The sequence below is a fragment of the Ruegeria sp. YKSD163 genome (assembly GCF_059612905.1).
In genome coordinates this window covers 232,062-253,951 of sequence record NZ_JBXWRM010000005.1, presented here as the reverse complement: position 1 = coordinate 253,951, position 21,890 = coordinate 232,062, and the positions used below count along the sequence as shown (strand labels likewise).

The 21,890-nt window shown below is 63.4% G+C and carries 19 protein-coding genes and 1 tRNA gene; 16 read left to right on the top strand and 4 right to left on the bottom strand.

Going from position 1 to position 21,890, the window contains the following annotated elements:
- Positions 1-55 precede the first annotated feature (55 nt).
- The 3 genes from AC2FNA_RS09620 to AC2FNA_RS09610 all read right to left on the bottom strand — a co-directional run bounded on the left by AC2FNA_RS09620 (position 56) and on the right by AC2FNA_RS09610 (position 4,084).
- Positions 56-1,267: a saccharopine dehydrogenase family protein gene (locus AC2FNA_RS09620; protein ID WP_496825982.1), complete on the bottom strand. Its 1,212-nt coding sequence runs from the start codon at positions 1,265-1,267 to the stop codon at positions 56-58.
- 25 nt (positions 1,268-1,292) lie between these two features.
- Entirely contained in the window at positions 1,293-3,182 is a 1,890-nt protein-coding gene (speA, locus tag AC2FNA_RS09615) for a biosynthetic arginine decarboxylase (protein WP_496825980.1), read from the bottom strand.
- 233 nt (positions 3,183-3,415) lie between these two features.
- Positions 3,416-4,084, bottom strand: coding sequence for a GntR family transcriptional regulator (locus tag AC2FNA_RS09610; protein WP_496825979.1), 669 nt, complete (start codon positions 4,082-4,084; stop codon positions 3,416-3,418).
- Positions 4,085-4,236: 152 nt separating this feature from the next.
- Here AC2FNA_RS09610 and AC2FNA_RS09605 point away from each other — a divergent pair, with 152 nt between their 5' ends.
- From AC2FNA_RS09605 to AC2FNA_RS09530, 16 genes are all read left to right on the top strand, one after another.
- The gene (locus tag AC2FNA_RS09605) at positions 4,237-5,187 is read left to right on the top strand and encodes a dihydrodipicolinate synthase family protein (protein ID WP_496825977.1); all 951 of its coding nucleotides are present in this window, start codon (positions 4,237-4,239) and stop codon (positions 5,185-5,187) included.
- Between the two features lie 10 nt (positions 5,188-5,197).
- Entirely contained in the window at positions 5,198-6,628 is a 1,431-nt protein-coding gene (locus AC2FNA_RS09600) for an aldehyde dehydrogenase family protein (protein ID WP_496825975.1), read from the top strand.
- Positions 6,625-7,869 (top strand): NAD(P)/FAD-dependent oxidoreductase, encoded by a 1,245-nt coding sequence (locus AC2FNA_RS09595; protein WP_496825973.1) that lies wholly within the window; start codon positions 6,625-6,627, stop codon positions 7,867-7,869. Before AC2FNA_RS09600 ends, AC2FNA_RS09595 begins: the two co-directional genes overlap by 4 nt.
- A gap of 6 nt (positions 7,870-7,875) precedes the next feature.
- On the top strand, positions 7,876-8,877 hold the full coding sequence (locus AC2FNA_RS09590; protein WP_496825971.1) for a 4-hydroxyproline epimerase: 1,002 nt from the start codon (positions 7,876-7,878) through the stop codon (positions 8,875-8,877).
- A gap of 13 nt (positions 8,878-8,890) precedes the next feature.
- Positions 8,891-10,564, top strand: a complete 1,674-nt coding sequence (lhpI, locus tag AC2FNA_RS09585; protein WP_496825969.1) for a cis-3-hydroxy-L-proline dehydratase — start codon at positions 8,891-8,893, stop codon at positions 10,562-10,564.
- Between the two features lie 12 nt (positions 10,565-10,576).
- Positions 10,577-11,602, top strand: a complete 1,026-nt coding sequence (locus AC2FNA_RS09580) for a trans-3-hydroxy-L-proline dehydratase (RefSeq protein ID WP_496825967.1) — start codon at positions 10,577-10,579, stop codon at positions 11,600-11,602.
- 158 nt (positions 11,603-11,760) lie between these two features.
- Positions 11,761-13,494: an ABC transporter substrate-binding protein gene (locus AC2FNA_RS09575; protein ID WP_496825965.1), complete on the top strand. Its 1,734-nt coding sequence runs from the start codon at positions 11,761-11,763 to the stop codon at positions 13,492-13,494.
- A gap of 114 nt (positions 13,495-13,608) precedes the next feature.
- The gene (locus AC2FNA_RS09570; RefSeq protein ID WP_496825963.1) at positions 13,609-14,673 is read left to right on the top strand and encodes an ABC transporter ATP-binding protein; all 1,065 of its coding nucleotides are present in this window, start codon (positions 13,609-13,611) and stop codon (positions 14,671-14,673) included.
- A 7-nt stretch (positions 14,674-14,680) separates the two neighbouring features.
- A complete protein-coding gene (locus tag AC2FNA_RS09565; RefSeq protein ID WP_496825961.1) occupies positions 14,681-15,766 on the top strand; it encodes an ABC transporter ATP-binding protein in 1,086 nt (361 codons plus the stop codon).
- Positions 15,763-16,626, top strand: coding sequence for a carbohydrate ABC transporter permease (locus AC2FNA_RS09560; RefSeq protein WP_496825959.1), 864 nt, complete (start codon positions 15,763-15,765; stop codon positions 16,624-16,626). Before AC2FNA_RS09565 ends, AC2FNA_RS09560 begins: the two co-directional genes overlap by 4 nt.
- An 11-nt stretch (positions 16,627-16,637) precedes the next feature.
- Entirely contained in the window at positions 16,638-17,435 is a 798-nt protein-coding gene (locus AC2FNA_RS09555; RefSeq protein WP_496825957.1) for a carbohydrate ABC transporter permease, read from the top strand.
- Positions 17,435-17,713: a DUF2160 domain-containing protein gene (locus tag AC2FNA_RS09550; protein WP_234171680.1), complete on the top strand. Its 279-nt coding sequence runs from the start codon at positions 17,435-17,437 to the stop codon at positions 17,711-17,713. The genes AC2FNA_RS09555 and AC2FNA_RS09550 overlap by 1 nt, the downstream gene beginning before the upstream one ends.
- A gap of 87 nt (positions 17,714-17,800) precedes the next feature.
- A complete protein-coding gene (locus AC2FNA_RS09545) occupies positions 17,801-18,196 on the top strand; it encodes a BlaI/MecI/CopY family transcriptional regulator (RefSeq protein WP_234143020.1) in 396 nt (131 codons plus the stop codon).
- Positions 18,186-19,319, top strand: a complete 1,134-nt coding sequence (locus tag AC2FNA_RS09540; RefSeq protein ID WP_496825955.1) for a M56 family metallopeptidase — start codon at positions 18,186-18,188, stop codon at positions 19,317-19,319. The genes AC2FNA_RS09545 and AC2FNA_RS09540 overlap by 11 nt, the downstream gene beginning before the upstream one ends.
- A gap of 85 nt (positions 19,320-19,404) precedes the next feature.
- The gene (locus tag AC2FNA_RS09535; protein WP_496825953.1) at positions 19,405-20,397 is read left to right on the top strand and encodes an NADPH:quinone reductase; all 993 of its coding nucleotides are present in this window, start codon (positions 19,405-19,407) and stop codon (positions 20,395-20,397) included.
- A 104-nt stretch (positions 20,398-20,501) separates the two neighbouring features.
- Positions 20,502-20,576 (top strand) — tRNA-Gln (locus AC2FNA_RS09530).
- 140 nt (positions 20,577-20,716) lie between these two features.
- On the opposite strand, the gene AC2FNA_RS09525 is transcribed toward AC2FNA_RS09530, so the two are convergent.
- A protein-coding gene (locus tag AC2FNA_RS09525; RefSeq protein WP_496825951.1) for an IS3 family transposase occupies positions 20,717-21,861 on the bottom strand; the annotation gives its coding sequence in 2 pieces (ribosomal slippage) (positions 20,717-21,621 and positions 21,621-21,861; 1,146 coding nt in all).
- Positions 21,862-21,890: the final 29 nt, after the last annotated feature.

The following is a 21,890-nucleotide window of genomic DNA, read 5'->3' as shown; positions in this document are numbered from 1 at the left end:
CCCCTGAGGTATTTCTTAACAGAAGAAAGGGCGCGGGCGCCCGTAGCTCAAAAGGTCAGAAAGAGACCGGACCGTCGAGTTCATGCACCTGCCAGGGCAGGCCATGGTTGTTGAGCATGTCCATGAAGTCGTCCGGGTCGAGCTGTTCCATGTTCCAAACGCCCGGTTCCACCCAATTGCCCTTGAGCACCTGCGCCGCGCCGATCATCGCAGGCACGCCGGTGGTGTAGCTAACCGCTTGGCTACCCACTTCGCGGAAGCATTCCTCGTGGTCGCAGATGTTGTAGATGTAATAGGTCTTCTCGCCCGAGCCGTCCTTGGCCTGGCCCGTGGCGATATCGCCGATGCAGGCCTTGCCCTTGGTTTCCTCGGCCAAGGTGCCGGGGTCGGGCAGCAGGGTTTTCAGGAACTGGATCGGGATGATTTCCTTGCCGTCATGCATGACCGGGTCGATGCGGGTCATGCCGACGTTTTCCAGCACGCGAGCGTGCATGATATAGGCATCGCCGAATGTCATCCAGAAGCGGGCGCGCTCGATCTCGGGGAAGTGGGTCGAGAGACTCTCCAGTTCCTCGTGATACATCAGGTACATGTTCTTGGGCCCGATGCCGGGGAAGTCGAACTCGACCTTGTGGGTCATGGCGGGCGTGACCTGCCAGTCACCGTTTTCCCAGTGCCGCGCCTCGGCCAGAACCTCGCGCAGGTTGATCTCGGGGTTGAAATTGGTGGCAAAGGCCTGCTCGTTCGAACCGCCATTGGCGTCCAGCACGTCGATCTGGCGGATGGTTTCGAGCTTGTGCTTTTTCAGCCAGGTGGCAAAGACCGAGGTCACGCCCGGATCGAAGCCGGACCCCAAGATTGCGGTCAGACCCGCCTCCTTGAACTTGTCCTGATAGGCCCATTGCCAGTGGTATTCGAACTTGGCCACATCCTCGGGCTCATAGTTGGCGGTATCGAGGTAGTGGCACCCGGCCTCGAGGCAGGCATCCATCAGCTTGAGGTCCTGATAGGGCAGGGCGAGGTTCACGAGGATCTCGGCGCCTGTCTCCTTGATGAGCGCGACGGTGGCGGCCACGTCCATCGCATCCAGCGCGGCGGTCTTGATCGTCACGCCGGTGCGCTCTTTGACCGAGGCTGCGATGGCGTCGCATTTCGCCTTGGTTCGGCTGGCCAGAGTGATCTCGGTGAAGATGTCGGAATTCATGGCCATCTTGTGAACGGCGGCGTGGCTGACGCCACCTGCGCCGACAACGAGTGTTTTGCCCATGGGAAGGTCTCCTCTGGCTGGTGGGTTATTCGTAATAGGTATAGCCGTTGATGCTGTCGCGATAGGCGCCGATGATCAGCTTGCGCTCGTTGGCCTTGAGGCAGCCGTTGGAAATGGCGCCATCGACCAGCTTGCGAAAGGCGGCGACGCAATCGGCCGGGTCGTATTCGACATAAGAGAGCACCTCGGAAATGGTGTCGCCCTCCTGCTCGTGCAGCAAGTCGAACCCGCCATCGGCGCGCAGGTCGATGGTGACCACGTTGGTGTCGCCAAAGAGGTTGTGCAGATCGCCCAGAGTCTCCTGATAGGCGCCGACGAAGAAGACACCGAGGTAATAGTCCTGATCCTCTGGCAGCGAATGAACCGGCAAGGAGGGCGATACGCCGTCTGTCAGGATGAAGCGGTCGACCTTGCCGTCGCTGTCGCAGGTGATGTCGGACAGGACCGCGCGGCGGTCGGGCGCCTCGTTCAGCATCTGAAGCGGCACGATCGGATGCAACTGGTCGATGGCCCAGACATCGGGCAGCGACTGGAACAGGGAAAAGTTGCAGTGGTAGATATCGGCGATCTTTTCCATCTGGGCGTCCAGATCGGTCTCGGCCTCGACCTCGGCCACCATGGTCTTGATCCGCGCCATCAGCGACAGATAGATCCGTTCGGCCCGGGCCATCTGGCGCAGATCGACATAGCCACGGCGAAACAGGGCCCGCAATTCGTTGCGATAGAATGTGGCGTCGTTCCAGCATTCCTGAAGCCGCGCGGGCGTCAGATAGCCGTTCACTGCTGCCAGGTCGGTGACCAGATGGTGATCGTCGGGCTCGGTACCCGGCGCGGTGGGCGCGTCGTACAGCGTGCTTTCGAGCACGTTGAACACCAGCAGCGACGAGGTTGCCACCACCGCGCGGCCGCTTTCGGTGACGATGGTGGGATGCGCGATGCCGGCCTCGTCCATCGCATAGGCCACTGTTTCCACCACGTTGGCGCAATATTCCTCGACCGTGTAGTTGATCGAGTTCTCGGTGGCGCGTTTCTCGCCGGTGTAATCGACACCCATGCCGCCGCCCAGGTCCAGATGGCTGAGCGGCACGCCCTCGGCGCTGAGTTCGGTGAAATAGCGGCAGGCCTCGCCCACGGCGCGGCGCACGTCGTTGACGTCGGGCACCTGGCTGCCTAGATGCGAGTGCTGAAGTTTCAGGCAATGGATCAGCCCGGCATCGCGCAGCTTGTCGACCACGCGCACGAGCTGGTCGGTATTCATGCCGAAGGAAGAACGGTCGCCCGAGCTTTCGACCCATTTGCCGCTCAGCTGGTTGGTGAGCTTCACGCGCACACCCAGAAGCGGCTCGATCCCCAGCTCGTTGTAGACCTCGATAACGGTATCGGCCTCTTTCGGGCTTTCCAGCACGATGACGGTGTTGAACCCCAGCTTGCGGCTGAGGATGGCGAGGCGGATGAACTCTGCATCCTTGACCCCGTTGCAGACGATCAGCGCGTCCGAGGCCAGCTTGTGCGCCAACGCGATCACCAGTTCGGGTTTCGATCCAGCCTCAAGCCCGTAACTATAGCGATGGCCGAACTCGACAATGCGGTCGATCACCTGCGCCTGCTGGTTGACCTTGATCGGAAACACGCCGCGATAGGCGCCCTTGTAGCCCGAGCGTTTGATGGCATCGACGAAACTGTCGTTGATATGGGCGATCTCGTTCTCAAGATAGGAACTGATCCGCAGGATCATCGGGGCGCGAATGCCGCGCTGTTCCAGATCGTGCAGGATGCCGGGCAGGCTGACCGCGTCGGCCTCGGGGCGGAGCGGGTTCTTCAGCCCGATCTCACCCTCTTCTGTCACCACAATCAGGCCCTTGCCCCATTTGTCCACGCCATAGACGGAATGCGGTGCGTCAAGAGGATGTTTCAATCGGGTCGGCCTTTCCTGCGGCTGGGGCTCCGGTGTCGGTCGCCCTTTAAAGGCGGGGTTCGATTCGTCCAAGGCCAAACTTGCGGTGACCGCCAAGAGGCGTGCGAAACGGACTTCGGGTCGTTCGCGACCTGTTTTCCTAGTCGTTTTCAGGTAAGCATAACCAAGGATCGCAACAACTTGAAACCGTTTGTGGCGATTTGCCGGGAATCGGATGCGGATGGCGCGTGATGTTACCCGTTGCGCTGTTCCATATGCTCGGCCAGCGAGTCGCGCGCGCCTCGGATATGTTCGGCGGTCAGGGCGGCTGCGCGTTCGGCCTCTCCCTTGGCGCAGGCGTCGAGAATGGCGAGATGTTCGCGGCGGGCGCGCTCCATCCCGTCGCTCAGCACCAGTTGCGCGCGCAGATAGCGGTCGATCCGGTCCATCGCGTTTTCGATGACCCCCAGGTGATAGGGCAGGGCCGAGGCGCGGTAGAGCGTTTCGTGAAACTCACGGTTCAGGTCACCATAGTGCATCGGGTCGCTCGCGGCTGCAAAGCGTTCCAGGCAGGTGCGGGCGGTGTCGATCACCTCGGCCGTCATGTTGGGCACGGCCCGGCGCATCACCTCGGCCTCGACCAGCGCGCGGAAATCGAAGATCTCGGTCGCCTCGGCCATCGACAGGCCCGCCACCACGGCGCCCTTGTAGCGTTCGGTCTTCACCAACCCTTGCTGCTCCAGCATGGTCAGCGCCTCGCGCACCGGGATGCGGCTGGTGTTGAAACTGCGCGCGATCTCGTCCTGGCGCAGCGGTTCACCATCGGCCAGGTCGCCCTCGACAATCGCGCGGCGCAGGGCGGCAAAGATGATACTGGCCGCCGAGGCCGAGCGCCCGATGTCAACAGTTTGAAATTTCGCCATTTTCCACGCTGTCAGCTACCGCTTTTCCCGCAGGCTAACGCAACACGGCGGGGATGTAAAAATTTTATATTGAATATTGGATCCAATATCCAATAACAAGAGGGCATCTCGACTCAGGGCGGGTCCGGTGATCCGCGACGAAAGGACATTCCATGACCCAGACCGTTTTCTCCGGCACCATGCCGGCGCTGATGACCCCCTGCACCCCCGACCGCCGACCCGATTTCGACGCGCTGGTGCGCAAGGGGCGCGAGATGATCGCTGTTGGCATGTCGGCGGTGGTCTATTGCGGCTCGATGGGGGACTGGCCGCTGTTGACCGATGCCGAACGGATGGAGGGCGTGGCGCGCCTGACCGCCGCCGGGGTGCCGGTGATCGTGGGAACGGGGGCGGTCAACACCGCCTCGGCCGTTGCCCATGCCCGCCACGCGGCCGAGGTCGGCGCGCGCGGTTTGATGGTGATCCCGCGCGTGTTGTCGCGCGGCAGTTCGATGGCGGCGCAACGCGCTCATTTCGCGGCGATCCTGTCGGCGGCGCCCAACCTGCCGGCGGTGATCTACAACAGCCCCTACTACGGCTTTGCCACCCGCGCCGATCTGTTCTTTGACCTGCGCCGGGCGCATCCCAACCTGATCGGGTTCAAGGAGTTCGGCGGCAAGGCCGACCTGCGCTATGCCGCCGAGGCGATCACTTCGCAGGACGATGGTGTGACGCTGATGGTCGGGGTCGATACCGCCGTCTTTCATGGTTTCGTCAATTGCGGGGCCGAGGGGGCGATCACCGGTATCGGCAACGCGCTGCCGCGCGAGGTGCTGCATCTGGTCGTGCTCTGCCGCCGTGCGGCGGCGGGCGATCCGGTGGCGCGGCAGCGCGCGCAGGAGCTGGAAGAGGCGCTGGGGGTATTGTCGTCCTTTGACGAGGGGCCGGACCTGGTTCTTTACTACAAGCATATGATGGTGCTGAACGGCGAGCCGGAATACAGCCTGCATTTCAACGAGACCGACGCGTTGAGCGACAGCCAGCGCGGCTATGTCGAGCGGCAATACGCCCTGTTCCGCACCTGGTATGCCGGTTGGTCGCGGCAGCTCGACCTTGCGGCCTGAGGCAATGGGGATGGAATATCGCAATTTCATCGGCGGCGACTGGGTCGCCTGCGGCACGGGCCGCGCCAATGTGAACCCCTCGGATGTGACCGATATCATCGGTCACGCGGCGCAGGCCGGAGTGGGGGAGTTGGACGCCGCCATCGCCGCCGCCCATGCTGCTGCGCCGATCTGGGCCGCTTCGACCCCACAACAGCGCTTCGATGCGCTTGATTTCACCGGCGCCGAGCTGTTGGCGCGCAAGGAGGAATTGGGGCGGCTCTTGTCGCGCGAAGAGGGCAAGACGCTGGCCGAGGGGATCGGCGAGGTGGCGCGGGCCGGGCAGCTCTTCAAGTTCTTCGCCGGTGAGGCGCTGCGCCAGACCGGCGACCGGCTGGCCTCGGTCCGACCCGGGGTCGAGGTCGAGGTCACCCGCGCGCCTGTGGGCGTAGTCGGGCTGATCACGCCCTGGAACTTTCCCATCGCGATCCCGGCCTGGAAAGTCGCCCCGGCGCTGGCCCATGGCAATGCGGTGGTGCTGAAACCCGCCGACCTGGTGCCGGGAAGTGCCCATGCGCTGGTCGAGATTCTGTCGCGCGCCGGCCTGCCCGCGGGCGTGATGAACCTGGTGATGGGGCGCGGGTCCGAGCTGGGTCCGCGTCTGATATCGGACGCGCGGGTGAGCGCGATTTCCTTTACCGGGTCGGTGCCCACCGGGCGCGGTATCGCGGCGGCCTGCGGCGCGGCGATGAAGAAGGTGCAGCTGGAGATGGGCGGCAAGAACCCGATGGTGGTTCTGGACGATGCCGATCTGGATCTGGCGGTGGCCGCCTGCCTCAATGGTGCGTTCTTTTCCACCGGCCAGCGCTGCACCGCCTCGTCCCGGTTGATCGTGACCGAGGGTGTGCATGACCGCTTCGTGGCGGCGCTGACGGTGGCGATGCGCGACCTGCGGGTGGGCGATGCGCTGGACCCGGCAACCCAGATGGGGCCGGTGGTGGATGCGCGGCAGCTCGAGCAGAACCTAGGCTATATCGAGATCGCGCGAAGTGAAGGCGGCACTGTCACCGGCGGCGAGCGGTTGGAGCTGGACAAGGACGGGTTTTACATGGCCCCGGCGCTGGTGACCGAGACCACGCCCGAGATGTGCATCAACCGCGAAGAGGTGTTCGGCCCCGTCGCCTCGGTCCTTCGCGTGCGGGACTATGACGAGGCTTTGGCGGTGGCAAATGACACCGAATTCGGCCTGTCGGCGGGGATCTGCACCACCTCGCTGAAACACGCGAGCCATTTCAAGGCCAATGTGCGCGCGGGCATGGTGATGGTCAACCTGCCCACCGCTGGGGTGGACTATCATGTGCCCTTTGGCGGCACCAAGGGGTCGAGCCATGGCGCGCGCGAACAGGGGACCTATGCCGCCGAGTTCTACACCACCGTCAAGACCGCCTATACGCTGCCATGACACGCGGTGTCGAGGTCATCGTGATCGGGGCTGGCGTGGTCGGCATCACCTGTGCGCTGGCCCTGCAAGGGGCTGGCTACACAGTCACGGTGCTGGACCGCAAGGGGGTCGCGGCCGAGGCGTCGGCGGGTAATGCCGGGGCCTTTGCCTTTGCCGATGTGATCCCGCTGGCGACGCCGGGGCTCATGCGCAAGGCGCCGAAATGGCTGCTTGATCCGCTGGGGCCGCTGTCGGTCCCGCCGGGTTATGTCGCGCAGATTGCCCCCTGGATGGTCCGGTTCTGGCGGGCCAGTTGGCGCGACCGTTATGTCGGTGCGCTGTCGGCGCAGGCGGCGCTGATGCGGCTGAGCGCCGAAGCGCTGGACACGCTGATTGCCGAGACCGGCGCGCGGGCGCTGGTCCGCGACGAGGGGCAGTTGCAGCTCTACGAAGGGCAGCGCTCCTATGAGGCCAGCCTGCCCGGGTGGGAGACCCGCGCCGCCCATGGGGTCGCCTTTCGCCTGCTCGACCGGCCCGAGGCGATTGCCGAGATTCAGCCGGGCCTGTCGCCGCGCTTCACTCATGCCGGGTTCACCCCCGGTTGGCGCAACGTGACCGATCCGGTGCTGTGGGTCGCGCATCTGGCGGATGTCTTCCGGGCGCGGGGCGGGCGGATCGAGATCGCCGAGGTTCGCGCGTTGCGGCAGGAGGGCGAGACGGTGACGCTCGACTGTGCCGATGGTGCCCGCCGGGCGGATCGGGCGGTGATCTGCGCCGGGGCCTGGTCGCATCACCTGGCGCGGACGCTGGGCGACCGTATCCCGCTGGAAACCGAGCGCGGCTATAACACCACCCTGCCTGCGGGGGTCTTCGATCTGCGCACGCATCTGACCTTTCCCGATCACGGTTTTGTCGTCTCGCGCATCGGGCAGGGGGTGCGTGTCGGCGGCGCGGTGGAGCTGGGCGGGTTGAAACGCCCACCCAACTGGCGCCGGGCCGAAGTGCTGCTGGACAAGGCGCGCGGGTTCCTGCCCGGTCTGCGGACCGAGGGCGGGACACAGTGGATGGGCTTTCGACCCTCGCTGCCCGACAGTTTGCCGGTGATCGGCCCGGCTCCGCGCGCGGATCGCGTCACCTATGCCTTTGGCCACGGCCATCTGGGCCTGACCCAATCGGCGGGCACGGCGGCGCTGGTCGCCGCGCTTGTCACCGGGGCCGCGCCCCGGATCGACCTTTCCCCCTACGCTGCAACCCGTTTCTGAGGCAACATGACCCAGTTCACCTTTTCCTGTATCGACGGCCACACCTGCGGCAACCCGGTGCGTGTGGTCACCGGCGGCGCGCCGCGTCTGAACGGCGCTACCATGCTGGCGCGCCGGGCGCATTTTCAGGCAGAGTTCGACTGGATCCGCACCGGCCTGATGTTCGAGCCGCGCGGCCATGACCAGATGTCTGGCAGCATCCTCTATCCGCCGACCCGCGAGGATTGCGATGTGGGGGTTCTCTATATCGAGACGTCGGGCTGTTTGCCGATGTGCGGGCATGGCACCATCGGCACGGTGACGACCGCCATCGAACACGGGCTGGTCACGCCGCGTGTGCCGGGCGTGTTGCGGCTCGACACGCCCGCCGGGCTGGTGGTGGCGGAATACCGGCAGGAGGGGCGATTTGTCGAAGAGGTGCGGCTAACCAATGTGCCCGCCTATCTGCATGCCACGGGTCTGAGCGCCCATCTCGAAGGGCTGGGCGAGGTCACGGTCGATGTGGCCTATGGCGGCAATTTCTACGCAATCGTCGAGCCGCAGGCGGTGTTCCGCGATATTGCCGATCACCGGGCGCTGGACCTCGTGGGGTGGAGCCCGCGCCTACGCGCGGCGCTGAACGAGAAGTACACGTTCACCCACCCCGAGAAACCCGAGATCCAGGGGCTGTCGCATATCCTCTGGACCGGGCAGCCGACCCAGCCCGGCGCGGATGCGCGCAACGCGGTGTTCTATGGCGAAAAGGCCATCGACCGGTCGCCCTGTGGCACCGGAACCTCGGCCCGGATGGCGCAGCTGGCGGCGCGCGGCGCCTTGCGTCCCGGCGACGATTTCGTGCACGAGTCCATCATCGGCTCGCTGTTTCATGGCCGGGTCGAAGCGGCGGCAGAGGTCGGCGGCAGGCCGGGTATCATCCCCTCGATTGGCGGCTGGGCGCGGGTCACCGGCTTCAACACCATCTTCATTGACGCGCGCGACCCCTATGCCCATGGTTTCGTCGTGGCCTGAACAGGGAGGCGGGATGGCACACTGCATCGTGGCAGCCGAGGTGTCGGGGCCGGTTCTGGTCTTTGACGAGGGGTTGAGTTTCTGGGGCGGGGTCGATCCCGAGACGGGCCGGGTGATCGACGCACATCACCCGCAGCACGGTGCGGCACTGGCCGGGGCGGTGGTAATGATGCCGACCAGCCGGGGGTCATGCTCGGGCAGTGGCGTGCTGCTGGCGCTGGCGCTGAATGGCCACGCCCCGGCGGCGCTGGTGTTCCGTGAGGGCGAGGATATCCTGACACTCGGTGCCTTGGTCGCAGTCTGGATGTATGACCGGCCGGTCGCGGTGCTGCGCCTGTCGGCGTCGGAGTATGACGCGCTGGCGAAAGAGCCTTTGGCCGCGGTGACGCCTGATCGGCTGACGGCAGGGGCGCTGTCGCTGACATTGGAATCGCTCGCGGGCGAGATGTTAGACCTGAGCGCGGTGGACCGCGCCATGCTCTCCGAGGCGGCCGCGCCGCCGGTGCGGCTGGCGATGCGGATCATCTGCGCCATGGCGGCGGCGCAGGGGGCCGAACGGCTGACCGATGTCAGCCGCGCCCATATCGACGGCTGCATCTATCACAGTGAGGCCAATCTGCGTTTTGCCGAGGATATGGCCGCGATGGGCGGGCGGGTCTGTATCCCCACCACGATGAACGCGATCTCGGTCGATCATGCCAACTGGCGCGCGCAGGGCGTGCCGCCTGCGTTCGGCGGGCCGGCCAGTCGGCTGGCCGATGCCTATCTGCGGATGGGCGCGCGACCCAGTTTCACCTGTGCGCCCTATCTGCTGGAGGACATACCAAAGGCGGGCGAGGCCATCGCCTGGGCCGAGTCGAACGCGGTGGTCTATGCCAACAGCGTGCTGGCTGCGCGCAGCGTCAAACATCCCGATTACCTCGACCTGTGCATGGCGCTGACGGGCAGGGCGCCGCTGGCTGGCGTCTATCTGGATGCCAATCGAAAGGCGCAGGTGGAAATCCGGGTAGAGCGGCCTGAGGACGCAGACGACGCGTTCTGGCCGCTCTTGGGCTATCTGGCCGGGCGGCTGGCGCCGGACCGCATTCCTCTCCTGACCGGGCTGGAGGACAGCGCGCCGTCCGAGGATGACCTCAAGGCGCTCTGTGCTGCTTTCGGCACCACTTCGGCGGCGGCGATGCTGCACGTCGCGGGGGTGACGCCCGAGGCTGAAGGAGCCCTGGCCGAGGGAGCGGCGCGTATGGCTATCGTGCCGGGGGACTTCGCCCGCGCATGGGCGCAGTTCAATCCCGGGCCCGCGCGGGTGGAACTGGTGGCCATCGGCAGTCCGCATGCCTCGGCCCATGAATGTCGGGTATTGGCGGACCTGCTGGACGGGCGCCGGATCGCCAAGGGAGCCGCCGCCATTGTCACGATTGGCCGGGGCGAGCGTGACAAGTTAGCAGGCGACGGGGTATTGGCGCGCCTGCAAGCCTCGGGCGTGCAAGTCATCCCGGACCTCTGCTGGTGTTCGGTGACCGAGCCGGTACTGCCGCCCACCACGCGTACCATCATGACCAATTCGGGCAAATACGCCCATTACGGGCCGGGCCTGTCGGGCCGCGCCATGCGGTTTGGCAGCCTTGCGCAGTGTGCCGAGGCGGCGCTGACCGGGCATGCGCCGGGGCGTCCCGGCTGGATTAGCTGAGTAGGCAGAAAAATGCGCAGCAGCAAGACCATCCATGTGATCTCCGCCCATGCCGAGGGCGAGGTGGGCGATGTCATCGTTGGCGGCGTCGCGCCGCCACCGGGAGAGACCCTGTGGGCGCAGCGCAACTGGATCGCGCGCGACGGGCGGCTGAGGAACTTCATGCTGAACGAGCCGCGTGGCGGCGTGTTCCGGCATGTCAACCTGTTGGTGCCGCCCAAGGACCCGCGCGCCGATGCGGCCTTTATCATCATGGAACCCGAGGACACGCCGCCGATGTCCGGGTCGAACTCGATCTGCGTGGCGACCGTGCTGCTCGACAGCGGGTTGGTCGAAATGGTCGAGCCGGTGACCGAACTGGTGCTCGAAGCCCCCGGAGGGCTGGTGGATGTGCGGGCCGAATGCCGGAGTGGGAAGGCCGAGCGCATATTCGTGCGCAACCTGCCGTCCTTTGCCGCGCAGCTCGATGTCTCGCTGGATGTGCCCGGTGTCGGGCGGGTGACTGTGGACACGGCCTTTGGTGGAGACAGTTTCGTTGTGGTTCGACCGCAGGATTTAGGCGTGCAAATCGCCCGAGACCGGGCGCGGGACCTGGCCGAAATGGGCATCGCCATCACCAGTGCGGCCAATGCGCAGCTGGGCTTTCACCACCCGGAAAACCCGGAGTGGCGGCATATCTCCTTTTGCCTCTTTGCAGGTGAGATCGAACGGCGGGACGGGGTCTTGCGCGCCGCTTCCGCCGTGGCGATCCAGCCCGGCAAGATCGACCGCTCGCCCACCGGCACCGCCGTGTCGGCGCGTATGGCGATCCTGCATGCGCGGGGCGAGATGGCCGAGGGGGAACAGTTTGTCGCGACCTCGATCATCGGGTCCGAATTCTCCGGTCGCATTGCCGGGCTGACAAGCGTCGGCGACCGCCCGGCAATCCTTCCCGAGATTTCGGGGCGGGGCTGGATCACTGGCATTCACCAGCACATGCTGGACCCCGGCGACCCATGGCCCGAGGGATACCGCCTGCGCGACACTTGGGGAGTCTGACGCGTGATTTCATTTTGTTTTCGTAAATAATTTTTATAATACAAAGAGATGCATGAAACTAAAAATTTAGTTTGACAACTTGCGCGCCCATGTGAAAGCTAAATGACAGTCAGGTGCCGCAGAGCATTTCTGGCGTTGCAGACAACAGGGAGGAAAAGATGCGCAGGTATCTTTTGTCCGCAGCCGCGGTATGCGCCGTGGTCGCGGGACAGGCAGCCTATGCCGACGAGGCCGCTGCCAAGAAATGGATTGACGAAGAGTTCCAGCCCTCGGTCCTGTCCAAGGACGAGCAAATGGCCGAGATGCAATGGTTCATCAAGGCGGCCGAACCTTATGCGGGCATGGAAATCAACGTGCTGTCCGAGGGCATTCCCACGCACAGCTACGAATCCGAAGTGCTGACCAAGGCATTCGAGGAAATCACCGGCATCAAGGTGAATCACCAGATCCTGGGCGAGGGCGAGGTCGTTCAGGCCGTGCAGACCCAGATGCAGACCAAGCGGAACCTGTATGACGCCTATGTCAACGATTCCGACTTGATCGGCACCCATTCGCGCCTTCAACTGGCATATAACCTGACCGACATGATGGCGGGTGATTTCAAGGACGTGACCAACCCCGGTCTCGACCTGGATGATTTCATGGGCACTCAGTTCACCACCGGTCCCGATGGCGATCTGTACCAGCTGCCCGACCAGCAATTCGCCAACCTCTACTGGTTCCGCAAGGATTGGTTCGACCGCGAGGACCTGAAAGCGGCGTTCAAGGCCAAATATGGCTACGAGCTGGGCGTGCCGGTCAACTGGTCGGCCTATGAGGATATCGCCGAGTTCTTCAGCGAGGACGTCAAGGAAATCGACGGCACCGCGATCTATGGCCACATGGATTACGGCAAGCGCGCGCCTGACCTCGGCTGGCGGATGACCGACGCCTGGCTGTCGATGGCCGGTGCCGGATCCAAGGGTGAGCCCAACGGTATCCCGATCGACGAATGGGGTATTCGCATGGAAGCCGGTTCGTGCAACCCGGCGGGTGCCAGCGTGACCCGCGGTGGCGCGGCAAACGGCCCGGCGGCGGTCTATGCGATTCGCAAGTGGGACGAATGGCTGCGCAAATATGCGCCTCCGGGTGCGGCGTCTTATGACTTCTACCAGTCGCTGCCGGCACTGGCCCAAGGCAACGTGGCCCAGCAGATCTTCTGGTACACCGCCTTTACTGCCGATATGGTCAAGCCGCAGTCCGAAGGCAACAACACCGTGGATGGTGACGGCAACCCGCTGTGGCGGATGGCGCCCAGCCCGCATGGCCCCTATTGGGAAGACGGCCAGAAGGTCGGCTATCAGGACGTGGGATCGTGGACCATTCTCAACTCCACCCCGCTGGATCGTGCACAGGCGGCTTGGCTCTATGCCCAGTTCGTGGTCTCCAAGACCGTCGACGTGAAGAAAAGCCATGTTGGCTTGACCTTCATCCGCGACAGCTCGGTCAATCACGAGAGCTTCTCGGAACGCGCGCCGAAACTGGGTGGCCTGGTGGAATTCTATCGCTCGCCCGACCGCGTGCGCTGGTCGCCCACCGGCATCAACGTGCCTGACTACCCGAAGCTTGCCCAGATCTGGTGGCAGCAAATCGGTGACGTGAACTCGGGTGCCTTTACCCCGCAAGAGGCGATGGACCGTCTGGCGTTCGAAATGGACACCGTGATGGCCCGGATGCAGGCTGCGGACGAGGCGGCGAATGTCTATGGCGGCTGTGGCCCGCGCCTGAACGAAGAGAAGGACGCGGAATGGTGGTTCGCCAATGGCGGTGCCAAGCCCAAGCTGGACAACGAAAAGCCGCAGGGCGAGACCGTCAACTATGACGAGTTGGTCGCCCGCTGGTCCAAGAACTGATCTGGCTTCCTGATGGGCGGGGTCGTAAGTGAACCCGCCCACCCTCAGCCCCGGGGAACCTTCCGGTCTCCGGGGCCTCTCTGACCAAAAGAACCGGCCGAAAGCTTTGGGACGATGGCACTCGAACTTAGAAACGTAACCAAGCGCGTCGGCGCCGACCTGCATATCAAGGAAACCTCTCTGGTCCTTGAGACAGGTCACTTCAATGTCCTGCTCGGTGCGACCGGCGCTGGCAAGACCTCGCTGATCAAGATGATGGCCGGGCTCGACCCGGTGGCCAGCGGTCAAATCCTGATGGATGGCCAGGACGTGACCGGGCAGAGCACCCAGAAACGCAACATCAGCCTGGTGCACCAGTTTTTCATCAACTATCCGCATATGACGGTGTTCGACAACATTGCCTCGCCGCTCAAGGTGGCGGGCCTGCCGAAATCCGAGATACAGGGCCGGGTCGAACATGCCGCCGATATCCTGAAGCTGCGCCCGATGCTGCACCGGCGCCCGCACGAGCTGTCGGGCGGCCAGCAGCAACGCACCGCGCTGGCGCGTGCGATTGCTAAGGAAAGCCGCGCTGTGTTCCTGGACGAGCCGCTGGCCAATCTCGACTATAAACTGCGCGAGGAGTTGCGCGACCAGCTGCCCGACCTGTTTGCGGGCCGAGGCGCGGTGGTGGTCTATGCGACCTCGGAGCCTGAAGAAGCGCTGCTTCTGGGCGGGTATACGGCGCTGATGGAGGATGGCCGGGTAACCCAGTTCGGTCGCACCGCCGAGATCTATCGCGATCCTTCCAATGTACTGGCCGCGCAGGTGTTCTCGGACCCGCCGATCAACACGGCCGAGATCGTCAAGCAGGGCGATATCGCGCGCATGGGCACCGATGTCACCTGGACGCTCAGCGGACCGGCTGCTGGTCTGGCGGATGGCGCTTATGTCATCGCGATCCGGCCCCATCACGTATCGCCCGTCGCCTCGTCCGAGGCCACTGTCACCCTGTCCGGCCGGGTGCAGGTGACCGAGCTTTCGGGCTCGGAAAGCTCGGCGCATTTCGACATGGGCAGCGGCAGTTGGGTGTCGCTGGCACCGGGCGTTCACCCGTACCGGGTGGGCGAAATGCATGATTTCCATATGGATCCGTCGGCGGCCTATGTGTTTGCGCCCGATGGCTCCCGCGTGGCGTGAGGCGCAGATGGCGAAAATTACACTCTCCAAGCTGCGACACAGCTATTATCCGAACCCGAAAACGCCCGATGACTACGCGTTGAAGGAGATCGACCTCGACTGGACCGATGGCGGCGCCTATGCGCTGCTGGGGCCGTCGGGCTGTGGCAAGTCCACGCTTCTGAACATCATATCGGGCCTGCTGGTCCCGTCCGAGGGGCGGATCCTGTTCGACGGGCAGGACGTGACCGAATTGCCTCCAGACAAACGCAACATCGCGCAGGTGTTCCAGTTTCCGGTGATCTACGACACGATGACCGTCTACGACAACCTCGCCTTTCCCCTGCGCAACCGGGGCCGGGATGAGGCCACGGTGCGCGAGCGCGTGACTGCCATTGCCGAGATGCTGGAACTGTCCGACCTGCTCGACCGCAAGGCCGCGCATCTGAGCCCGGACAACAAGCAGAAGATCTCGATGGGGCGCGGGCTGGTGCGCCAGGACGTCAACGTGGTGATGTTCGACGAGCCGCTGACCGTGATCGACCCGCATCTGAAGTGGAAGCTGCGCTCCAAGCTCAAGGAACTGCACCAGCGGGTGCGCGCCACCATGATCTATGTCACCCATGACCAGACCGAGGCGCTGACATTCGCCGATCAGGTGGTGGTGATGCAAGAGGGCGAGGTGGTGCAGATCGGCACCCCGGTCGAACTGTTCGACCGGCCCGCCCATACCTTTGTGGGCCATTTCATCGGCTCGCCCGGCATGAACATCCTGCCCGCCGACCTGTCGGATGGGGTGGCACGGTTCGCCGGTCAGGCGATCCCGCTCGAAGGGCCGATCACCGCTATGCCTGGCGCCCGGACCGAGATCGGCGTCCGCCCTGAATTTGTATCGCTGTGCCAGTCGGGCCTGCCCGCGACCGTCACCAAGGTCTCGGATGTGGGGCGGCATACGGTGGTGGAATGCGACGTGGCCGGCAGCCGCGTCAATGCCATCGTCAGTGGACCCGGCCCTGAACGGGGCGCGATGGTGCAACTGGATTTCCGCCGCGACCAGACCCGGCTGTATGCCGATGGCTGGCTGGCGACCGAGGCCGCGGAGGGCGCCGCATGAAGACCGAAAATCAAAAGGCCTGGTTCTTTGTGCTGCCGGTGTTGTTTTTGGTGGCGTTCAACGCGCTGATCCCGATGATGACGGTGGTCAACTATTCGGTGCAGGAGACGTTCGGCGACAACCTGTTCTTCTGGCAGGGGCTGGGTTGGTTCGAGCAGATCCTGCGCTCGGACCGGTTTCACGCGGCGCTGGGGCGGCAGTTCCTGTTCACCTTCCTGATCCTGATCATCGAGGTGCCGCTGGGCATCGCCATTGCTCTGTCGATGCCGCGCAAAGGGTTCTGGGTGCCGGTCTGCCTGGTGCTGATGGCGCTGCCGATGCTGATCCCGTGGAACGTTGTGGGGGCGATGTGGAACATCTTTACCCTGCCAGACATTGGCCTGTTGGGCTATTTCCTGAACCATGTCATGGGCATAAACTATGACATGACGCAGGACCCGCTGGCGGCCTGGATCACCATCGTCACCATGGATGTCTGGCACTGGACCTCGTTGGTGGTGCTGCTCAGCTATGCGGGCCTCGTGTCGATCCCTGACGCCTATTATCAGGCGGCCAAGATCGACGGGGCGTCGAACTGGGCGGTATTCCGGTTCATCCAGCTGCCCAAAATGAAAACGGTTCTGACCATCGCGATCCTTCTCAGGTTCATGGATAGCTTCAACATCTATACCGAGCCTTTCGTGATGACCGGGGGCGGTCCCGGCAACTCGACCACGCTTTTGTCCATCGACCTGGTCAAGATCGCGCTGGGGCAGTTCGACCTGGGTCCGGCGGCCGCGATGAGCCTGATCTATTTCGCCATTACCCTGCTGGTCAGCTGGCTGTTCTACACGCTTATGACCAAGGACGATCAGAACTGAGGACGACAGACATGCAGAAACGAACCCTCGTCCCCATCGCCTATATCCTGTTCCTGATGCTGCCGATCTATTGGCTGGTGGCGATGAGTTTCAAGACGACCAACGAGATCCTAGCCGGGTTCTCGCTGTTCCCGCAAACCTTCACGCTGGAAAACTACCGGGTCATCTTCACCGATCCGACCTGGTATTGGGGCTATATCAACTCGATCCTCTACGTCACGCTGAACACGGTGATCTCGGTCGCGGTGTCGCTGCCGGCGGCCTATGCCTTCAGCCGGTATCGGTTCCTGGGCGACAAGCAGCTGTTCTTCTGGCTGTTGACCAACCGGATGGCGCCGGCGGCGGTGTTTGCGCTGCCGTTCTTCCAGCTCTATTCGGCTGTTGGGCTGTTTGATACCCATCTGGCGGTGGCGCTGGCGCATTGCCTGTTCAACATCCCGCTCGCGGTCTGGATCCTCGAAGGCTTCATGCGTGGCATCCCCAAGGAACTGGACGAGACCGCCTTTGTCGACGGCTATTCCTTTCCCCGCTTCTTTGCCACCATCTTTGTCCCCTCGATCAAGGCGGGCGTCGGGGTGGCGGCCTTCTTCTGCTTCATGTTCTCGTGGGTCGAGATGCTGCTGGCCAAGACGCTGACAGCGGTCGACGCGAAGCCCATCGCGGCCACCATGACCAAGACCGCGTCAAGTGCGGGGTACGAGCTGGGCCTGCTGGCGGCGGCGGGGACATTGACGATCATTCCGGGCGCGATCGTGATCTGGTTCGTCCGCAACTACATCGCCAAGGGTTTTGCGATGGGGAGGGTGTGATGCTTTCATGGATGGCCTGGACCTGGCCCACCGCGCTTTTGTTCATCGGCATCTTCAGCGCCATCGGGGTGCTGGTGGTGCTTGAAATCCGGCACCCGGGCGGCGATGCCCGCAAGGGGGTGCTGGGCCTGACCACCACCCGGGGCGACCGGCTGTTCATCAGCCTGTTGGGCAGCAGCTATATCTTCCTGGCCTGGCTGGGCCTCATGGGCCCGCCGCTCTGGGTGCCACTCGGGCTGGCACTGGCCTGGGGCACCTTCTGTTTCTGGAAGGTGTAAGCGCCCACCTGCTAAGAAAATAGTTTTCAACCGCCCTTTCAGCCCCTAGCATGAATCGGAACAAGGACGATGCGGAAAATCGAGCCGATGGCGCGCAAACAGGAACGCTCCCTGCTGACCGAGGTCGAACTGGAATTCATGACCGTGGTCTGGGAAATCGGCAGCGGTACCGTGCGTGATATTCTGGCCGAGCTTAACAAGGCGCAGACCCGCGCCTATACCTCGGTCGCGACGGTATTGAAGATCATGGAGCAGAAGGGCTTTCTGACCTCCGAGCGGCATGACCGCTCGCTTGTCTACCGCCCGGCCGTTCCCAAGGAAGACTACCAACGAACGACACTCAAGGACCTTTCGAGCAAGCTTTTCGACGGCGCACCGGCGGCATTGGTCGCCCGGCTTGTCGACGACGAAGAGGTGACGGACGACATGCTCGAAAGCATGCGGGCCTTGCTGAACGAAAGGTTGGGGGACAATGGACGGTGAAGTTCTTCTCAATGCCTATCTCGATCTGAATCTTCTGCTGGTCGCGGGTGTCGCGATCTGGTCGCTGCTCCGATGGGCGGTAATGAAAACCCGGCTGGGCACTGCCTATTTGCCGCAATTGCGGCTTCTGAACGGGCTGACCGTTCTGCTGGTGGCCTCGCCGTTGTTGGCGCTGATGATCACAACCTGGATTGTCGCCCATCCCCCCAATATCCCGGATTTGCTGGTGCGGCAGTACCTGCATGGCAATGTCGGTCTCAGCGCCAGCCAGTTCGAGGCCCTGCTGGGCCTGCGCGAGGATATGGTGCGCGCCCTGCTGGCACAGCACGAGGTCTGGGCCCGGGTGGTGGTGGCGGCCTTTCTGGCCGGCGCGCTGTTCTGTGCCCTGCATATGGGCCTGTCGGTGCTGCGGCTGACCCACAGTCTGCGCGGCGCCCATCTGTGGAAACGCATCGGGCGGGTGGAACTCCTGATCAGCGACACCGCCCGTGTCGCCTATTCCACCCGCGGGGTGCGCAATCGCTATGTGGTGCTGCCCTCGGCGTTGCTCGAGGCGCCGCAGGACCTGCGGATGACCGTCGCACACGAGTTGCAGCATTTCCGCCAGAGTGACATCGAATGCGAGTTCCTGCTTGAACTGTTGCGCCCGCTGCTGTTCTGGAATCCGGCCTTTTTCCTGTGGCGTCGCCAGGTGCGGATGCTGCGAGAATATGCCTGTGACCAGGCGCTGATGGCACGCCCGCATTTCGACATGCGCGCCTATTGCGAGTGCCTGATCCGGGCCTGCCAGGTGGCCGCGCAGAACCCGGTGCTTTTTGCTCGCACCACCCCCACGGTGGCCCTGGTGGACCGGCGCGAGACGCGCCGTCCCTCGACGCTACAAAGTCGCATCGTGGCGCTGACCGCCACCCGTCAGGATACCGCCGGGCCTGGGGTCTGGCTGCTCATTTCAGGGCTGCTGATGGCCTCGGTTCTGACGACGATGCTGGTCATGCAGCGTTCGTCGGACTGGAGCCATGATCGCATCATGCTGTCTACCATCGTCAATCTGGAACGCATGGCCCAGCGCAATGCGACCGTCAGCAGCCCGTTCCAGGGTGGTTTCGTGGTGGCGACAGACTGAAACGGTGGGCCGGCTTTGGGATTTGCGATTCAGCTTGGTCTGAAAACCGTCTAAGCTGTCGCAGATTTGAAACCGGAGACCCGTGATGAAAGCCGTCCTTTACCGTGCCTTTGGCGCCGCGCGCGATGTCCTGCAATTGGAGGAGCTGCCCACGCCCCGGCCCGGTCCGGGAGAGGTACTGGTCGATCTGACGTTCTCAGGTGTGAACCCTTCGGATGTCAAGGCGCGGGCCGGCGCGCGCGCCGGCGTCACCGAGCTGCCTTATCCCGCCATCGTACCCCACAGCGACGGGTCCGGTGTAATCCGTTCGGTGGGCGACGGGGTCGATGCTGGCCGGGTGGGCGAACGGGTCTGGCTGTGGAACGGGCAATGGGGCCGCGCGATGGGGACCTGTGCCGAACAGATAGCGCTGCCCTCGGAACAGGCGGTGCCGCTGCCGCCGGATGTCAGCCTGGAAACCGGTGCGGTACTGGGCATTCCCGGCCTGACGGCGGCGCATGTGGTGTTCTCGGGCGGCCCCGTCAATGGGCGGACAGTGCTTGTTCAAGGTGGCGCCGGGACGGTGGGCTATCTTGCCGTGCAACTGGCGAAATGGGGCGGCGCCCGCGTTATTGCCACTGCAAGCCCCGGCGCGACCGAGCGCCTGCGGGCGGCGGGTGCGGACGCGGTGCTGGACTATGCCGATCCGGATTTGGCCGCGGCGGTTCTGGCAGCCAATGATGACGCCCCCGTAGACCGGATCGTCGAGGTGGAGTTCGGCGCCAATGCCGAGGTGGACGCCGCCGTTATCGCGCCGAACGGGCGCATCAATGCCTATGGCTCTGCCCGGGTGATGGCTCCGGTTCTTCCTTTCTACCCGCTGATGTTCAAATCGGTGACGCTCGAAACGGCGTTGGTCTACCTGCTGGATGCCACCAACCGCCAGGCCGCGATCGACCGTGTACATGCCGCGCTGACCTCCGGCGCCCTGTCCTGCCCGATCCAGGAAACCTTTGATCTTAATGCCACCGCCGCCGCGCACGAGGCAGTTGAGCGGGGCGCGCGCAACGGCGCCATTCTGGTGCGAACCGGTGGTTGAACCGCGTCCACGAGGAGGGATCGAAAAATCGTGAGCGGTGCCGAAATTTTTCCCCCAAACCTCTTGCGCAGCCTTCCGAGGTTGCGTAGATAGCCGCTCACTGTTGGGGTGTAGCCAAGTGGTAAGGCAACGGTTTTTGGTACCGCGTACCGTAGGTTCGAATCCTACCACCCCAGCCAGCTTCCTTTAGATCATCAGAGCAAGTAATCAGGCACCCCTAGGGTCCTGAGAATGCCCCTGTTTATGCCCCACCTAGAGGGCCTCTTATCTAGAGTTAGCCCTCCCCATTAATAGGTATGACTGAGGTGCCCCTAGTTTCCTAGACACCAGCCTTCTCCAATTTGAGCTGTCTTTCTTCGAAATCAACGGGCGACAGCATTCCGTTGTTCGTGTGCTTGCGTTTCGGGTTGTAGAACATTTCGATGTATTCGGACACGTCGCGTCTGGCCTGTTCCCGCGTCTTGTATTTGCGACGCCTGATCTTCTCGCGTTTTAATAGCTGAGAGAAGCTTTCGGCGACAGCATTGTCATGGCAATTCCCCCTGCGGCTCATGGAGTGTTCCAAATTATGCTCGCGGAGGAACGCGTTCCATTCTCGGCTTGTGAACTGCGCACCTTGATCTGAATGGATCAACAGACCTGGTCCCGGCTTGCGTCGCCAAATCGCCATAAGCAGAGCTTGCACCACCAGCTCTGAGGTCTGCCGTGAATGGACAGCCCAGCCGATCACGCGGCGTGAGAACAGATCGATGACGGCGCAAAGATACGCAAAGCCTTCATGCGTGCGCAGATAGGTGATGTCCGTCACCCAAGCACGATCCGGCGTGTCCACGGCGAATTGGCGATCCAGTGTATTGTCCACGACAACAGCGGGCTTACCGCCATACTGACCGGGCTTCTTCTTGTAGCCGATCTGCGCCTTAATGCCTGCAAGACGCGCCAACCGGGCAACGCGGTTCTCGGATACGGCTTCACCCATCTCAAGCAGATCGTCATGGATTTTGCGATAGCCATAAACTTTGCCGCTATCTTTCCACGCCTTCTTGACCAGCATAGTCTGGCGCACATCTTCCTGCGCGCGTCGGCTTAACGGTTCCTTAATCCAAGCGTAAAAACCGCTTGGGTGAACGCTGAGAAGCTTGCAAAGAACACGAACGGGATGCTGCTGACGATGCGCGTCGATAAACGCGGACCTCACTTTGCATCCCTGGCGAAGTACGCGGTGGCCTTTCTTAGGATGTCACGCCCCTCGGTGACGCGGGCCAGTTCCTTCTTGAGACGCCTGACCTCGGCCTCTTGATCCGTTTGTCTCTGCGGCTTCGAGAACTGGGCCATCCAAGTGTACAGAGACTTGGTGCTGATCCCGAGCTGCTCTGCCACTTCTTTGACCGAATATCCTCGCTGGGTGACCTGTGCCACCGCGTCGGCCTTGAACTCATCTGAGTAACGAATTTGCCCTGACATTTGCGTCGTCCTTTGATTCCAAAACTACC

Bases quoted from the DNA above. Each gene is read 5' to 3' on its own strand.
- AC2FNA_RS09610 (WP_496825979.1), bottom strand. From the start codon at position 4,084: ATGGCGAAATTTCAAACTGTTGACATCGGGCGCTCGGCCTCGGCGGCC.
- AC2FNA_RS09620 (WP_496825982.1), bottom strand. From the start codon at position 1,267: ATGGGCAAAACACTCGTTGTCGGCGCAGGTGGCGTCAGCCACGCCGCC.
- AC2FNA_RS09570 (WP_496825963.1), top strand. From the start codon at position 13,609: ATGGCACTCGAACTTAGAAACGTAACCAAGCGCGTCGGCGCCGACCTG.
- AC2FNA_RS09595 (WP_496825973.1), top strand. From the start codon at position 6,625: ATGACACGCGGTGTCGAGGTCATCGTGATCGGGGCTGGCGTGGTCGGC.
- AC2FNA_RS09535 (WP_496825953.1), top strand. From the start codon at position 19,405: ATGAAAGCCGTCCTTTACCGTGCCTTTGGCGCCGCGCGCGATGTCCTG.
- AC2FNA_RS09550 (WP_234171680.1), top strand. From the start codon at position 17,435: ATGCTTTCATGGATGGCCTGGACCTGGCCCACCGCGCTTTTGTTCATC.
- AC2FNA_RS09580 (WP_496825967.1), top strand. From the start codon at position 10,577: ATGCGCAGCAGCAAGACCATCCATGTGATCTCCGCCCATGCCGAGGGC.
- AC2FNA_RS09565 (WP_496825961.1), top strand. From the start codon at position 14,681: ATGGCGAAAATTACACTCTCCAAGCTGCGACACAGCTATTATCCGAAC.
- AC2FNA_RS09540 (WP_496825955.1), top strand. From the start codon at position 18,186: ATGGACGGTGAAGTTCTTCTCAATGCCTATCTCGATCTGAATCTTCTG.
- AC2FNA_RS09600 (WP_496825975.1), top strand. From the start codon at position 5,198: ATGGAATATCGCAATTTCATCGGCGGCGACTGGGTCGCCTGCGGCACG.
- AC2FNA_RS09605 (WP_496825977.1), top strand. From the start codon at position 4,237: ATGACCCAGACCGTTTTCTCCGGCACCATGCCGGCGCTGATGACCCCC.
- AC2FNA_RS09555 (WP_496825957.1), top strand. From the start codon at position 16,638: ATGCAGAAACGAACCCTCGTCCCCATCGCCTATATCCTGTTCCTGATG.
- AC2FNA_RS09560 (WP_496825959.1), top strand. From the start codon at position 15,763: ATGAAGACCGAAAATCAAAAGGCCTGGTTCTTTGTGCTGCCGGTGTTG.
- lhpI (WP_496825969.1), top strand. From the start codon at position 8,891: ATGGCACACTGCATCGTGGCAGCCGAGGTGTCGGGGCCGGTTCTGGTC.
- AC2FNA_RS09575 (WP_496825965.1), top strand. From the start codon at position 11,761: ATGCGCAGGTATCTTTTGTCCGCAGCCGCGGTATGCGCCGTGGTCGCG.
- AC2FNA_RS09545 (WP_234143020.1), top strand. From the start codon at position 17,801: ATGGCGCGCAAACAGGAACGCTCCCTGCTGACCGAGGTCGAACTGGAA.
- AC2FNA_RS09590 (WP_496825971.1), top strand. From the start codon at position 7,876: ATGACCCAGTTCACCTTTTCCTGTATCGACGGCCACACCTGCGGCAAC.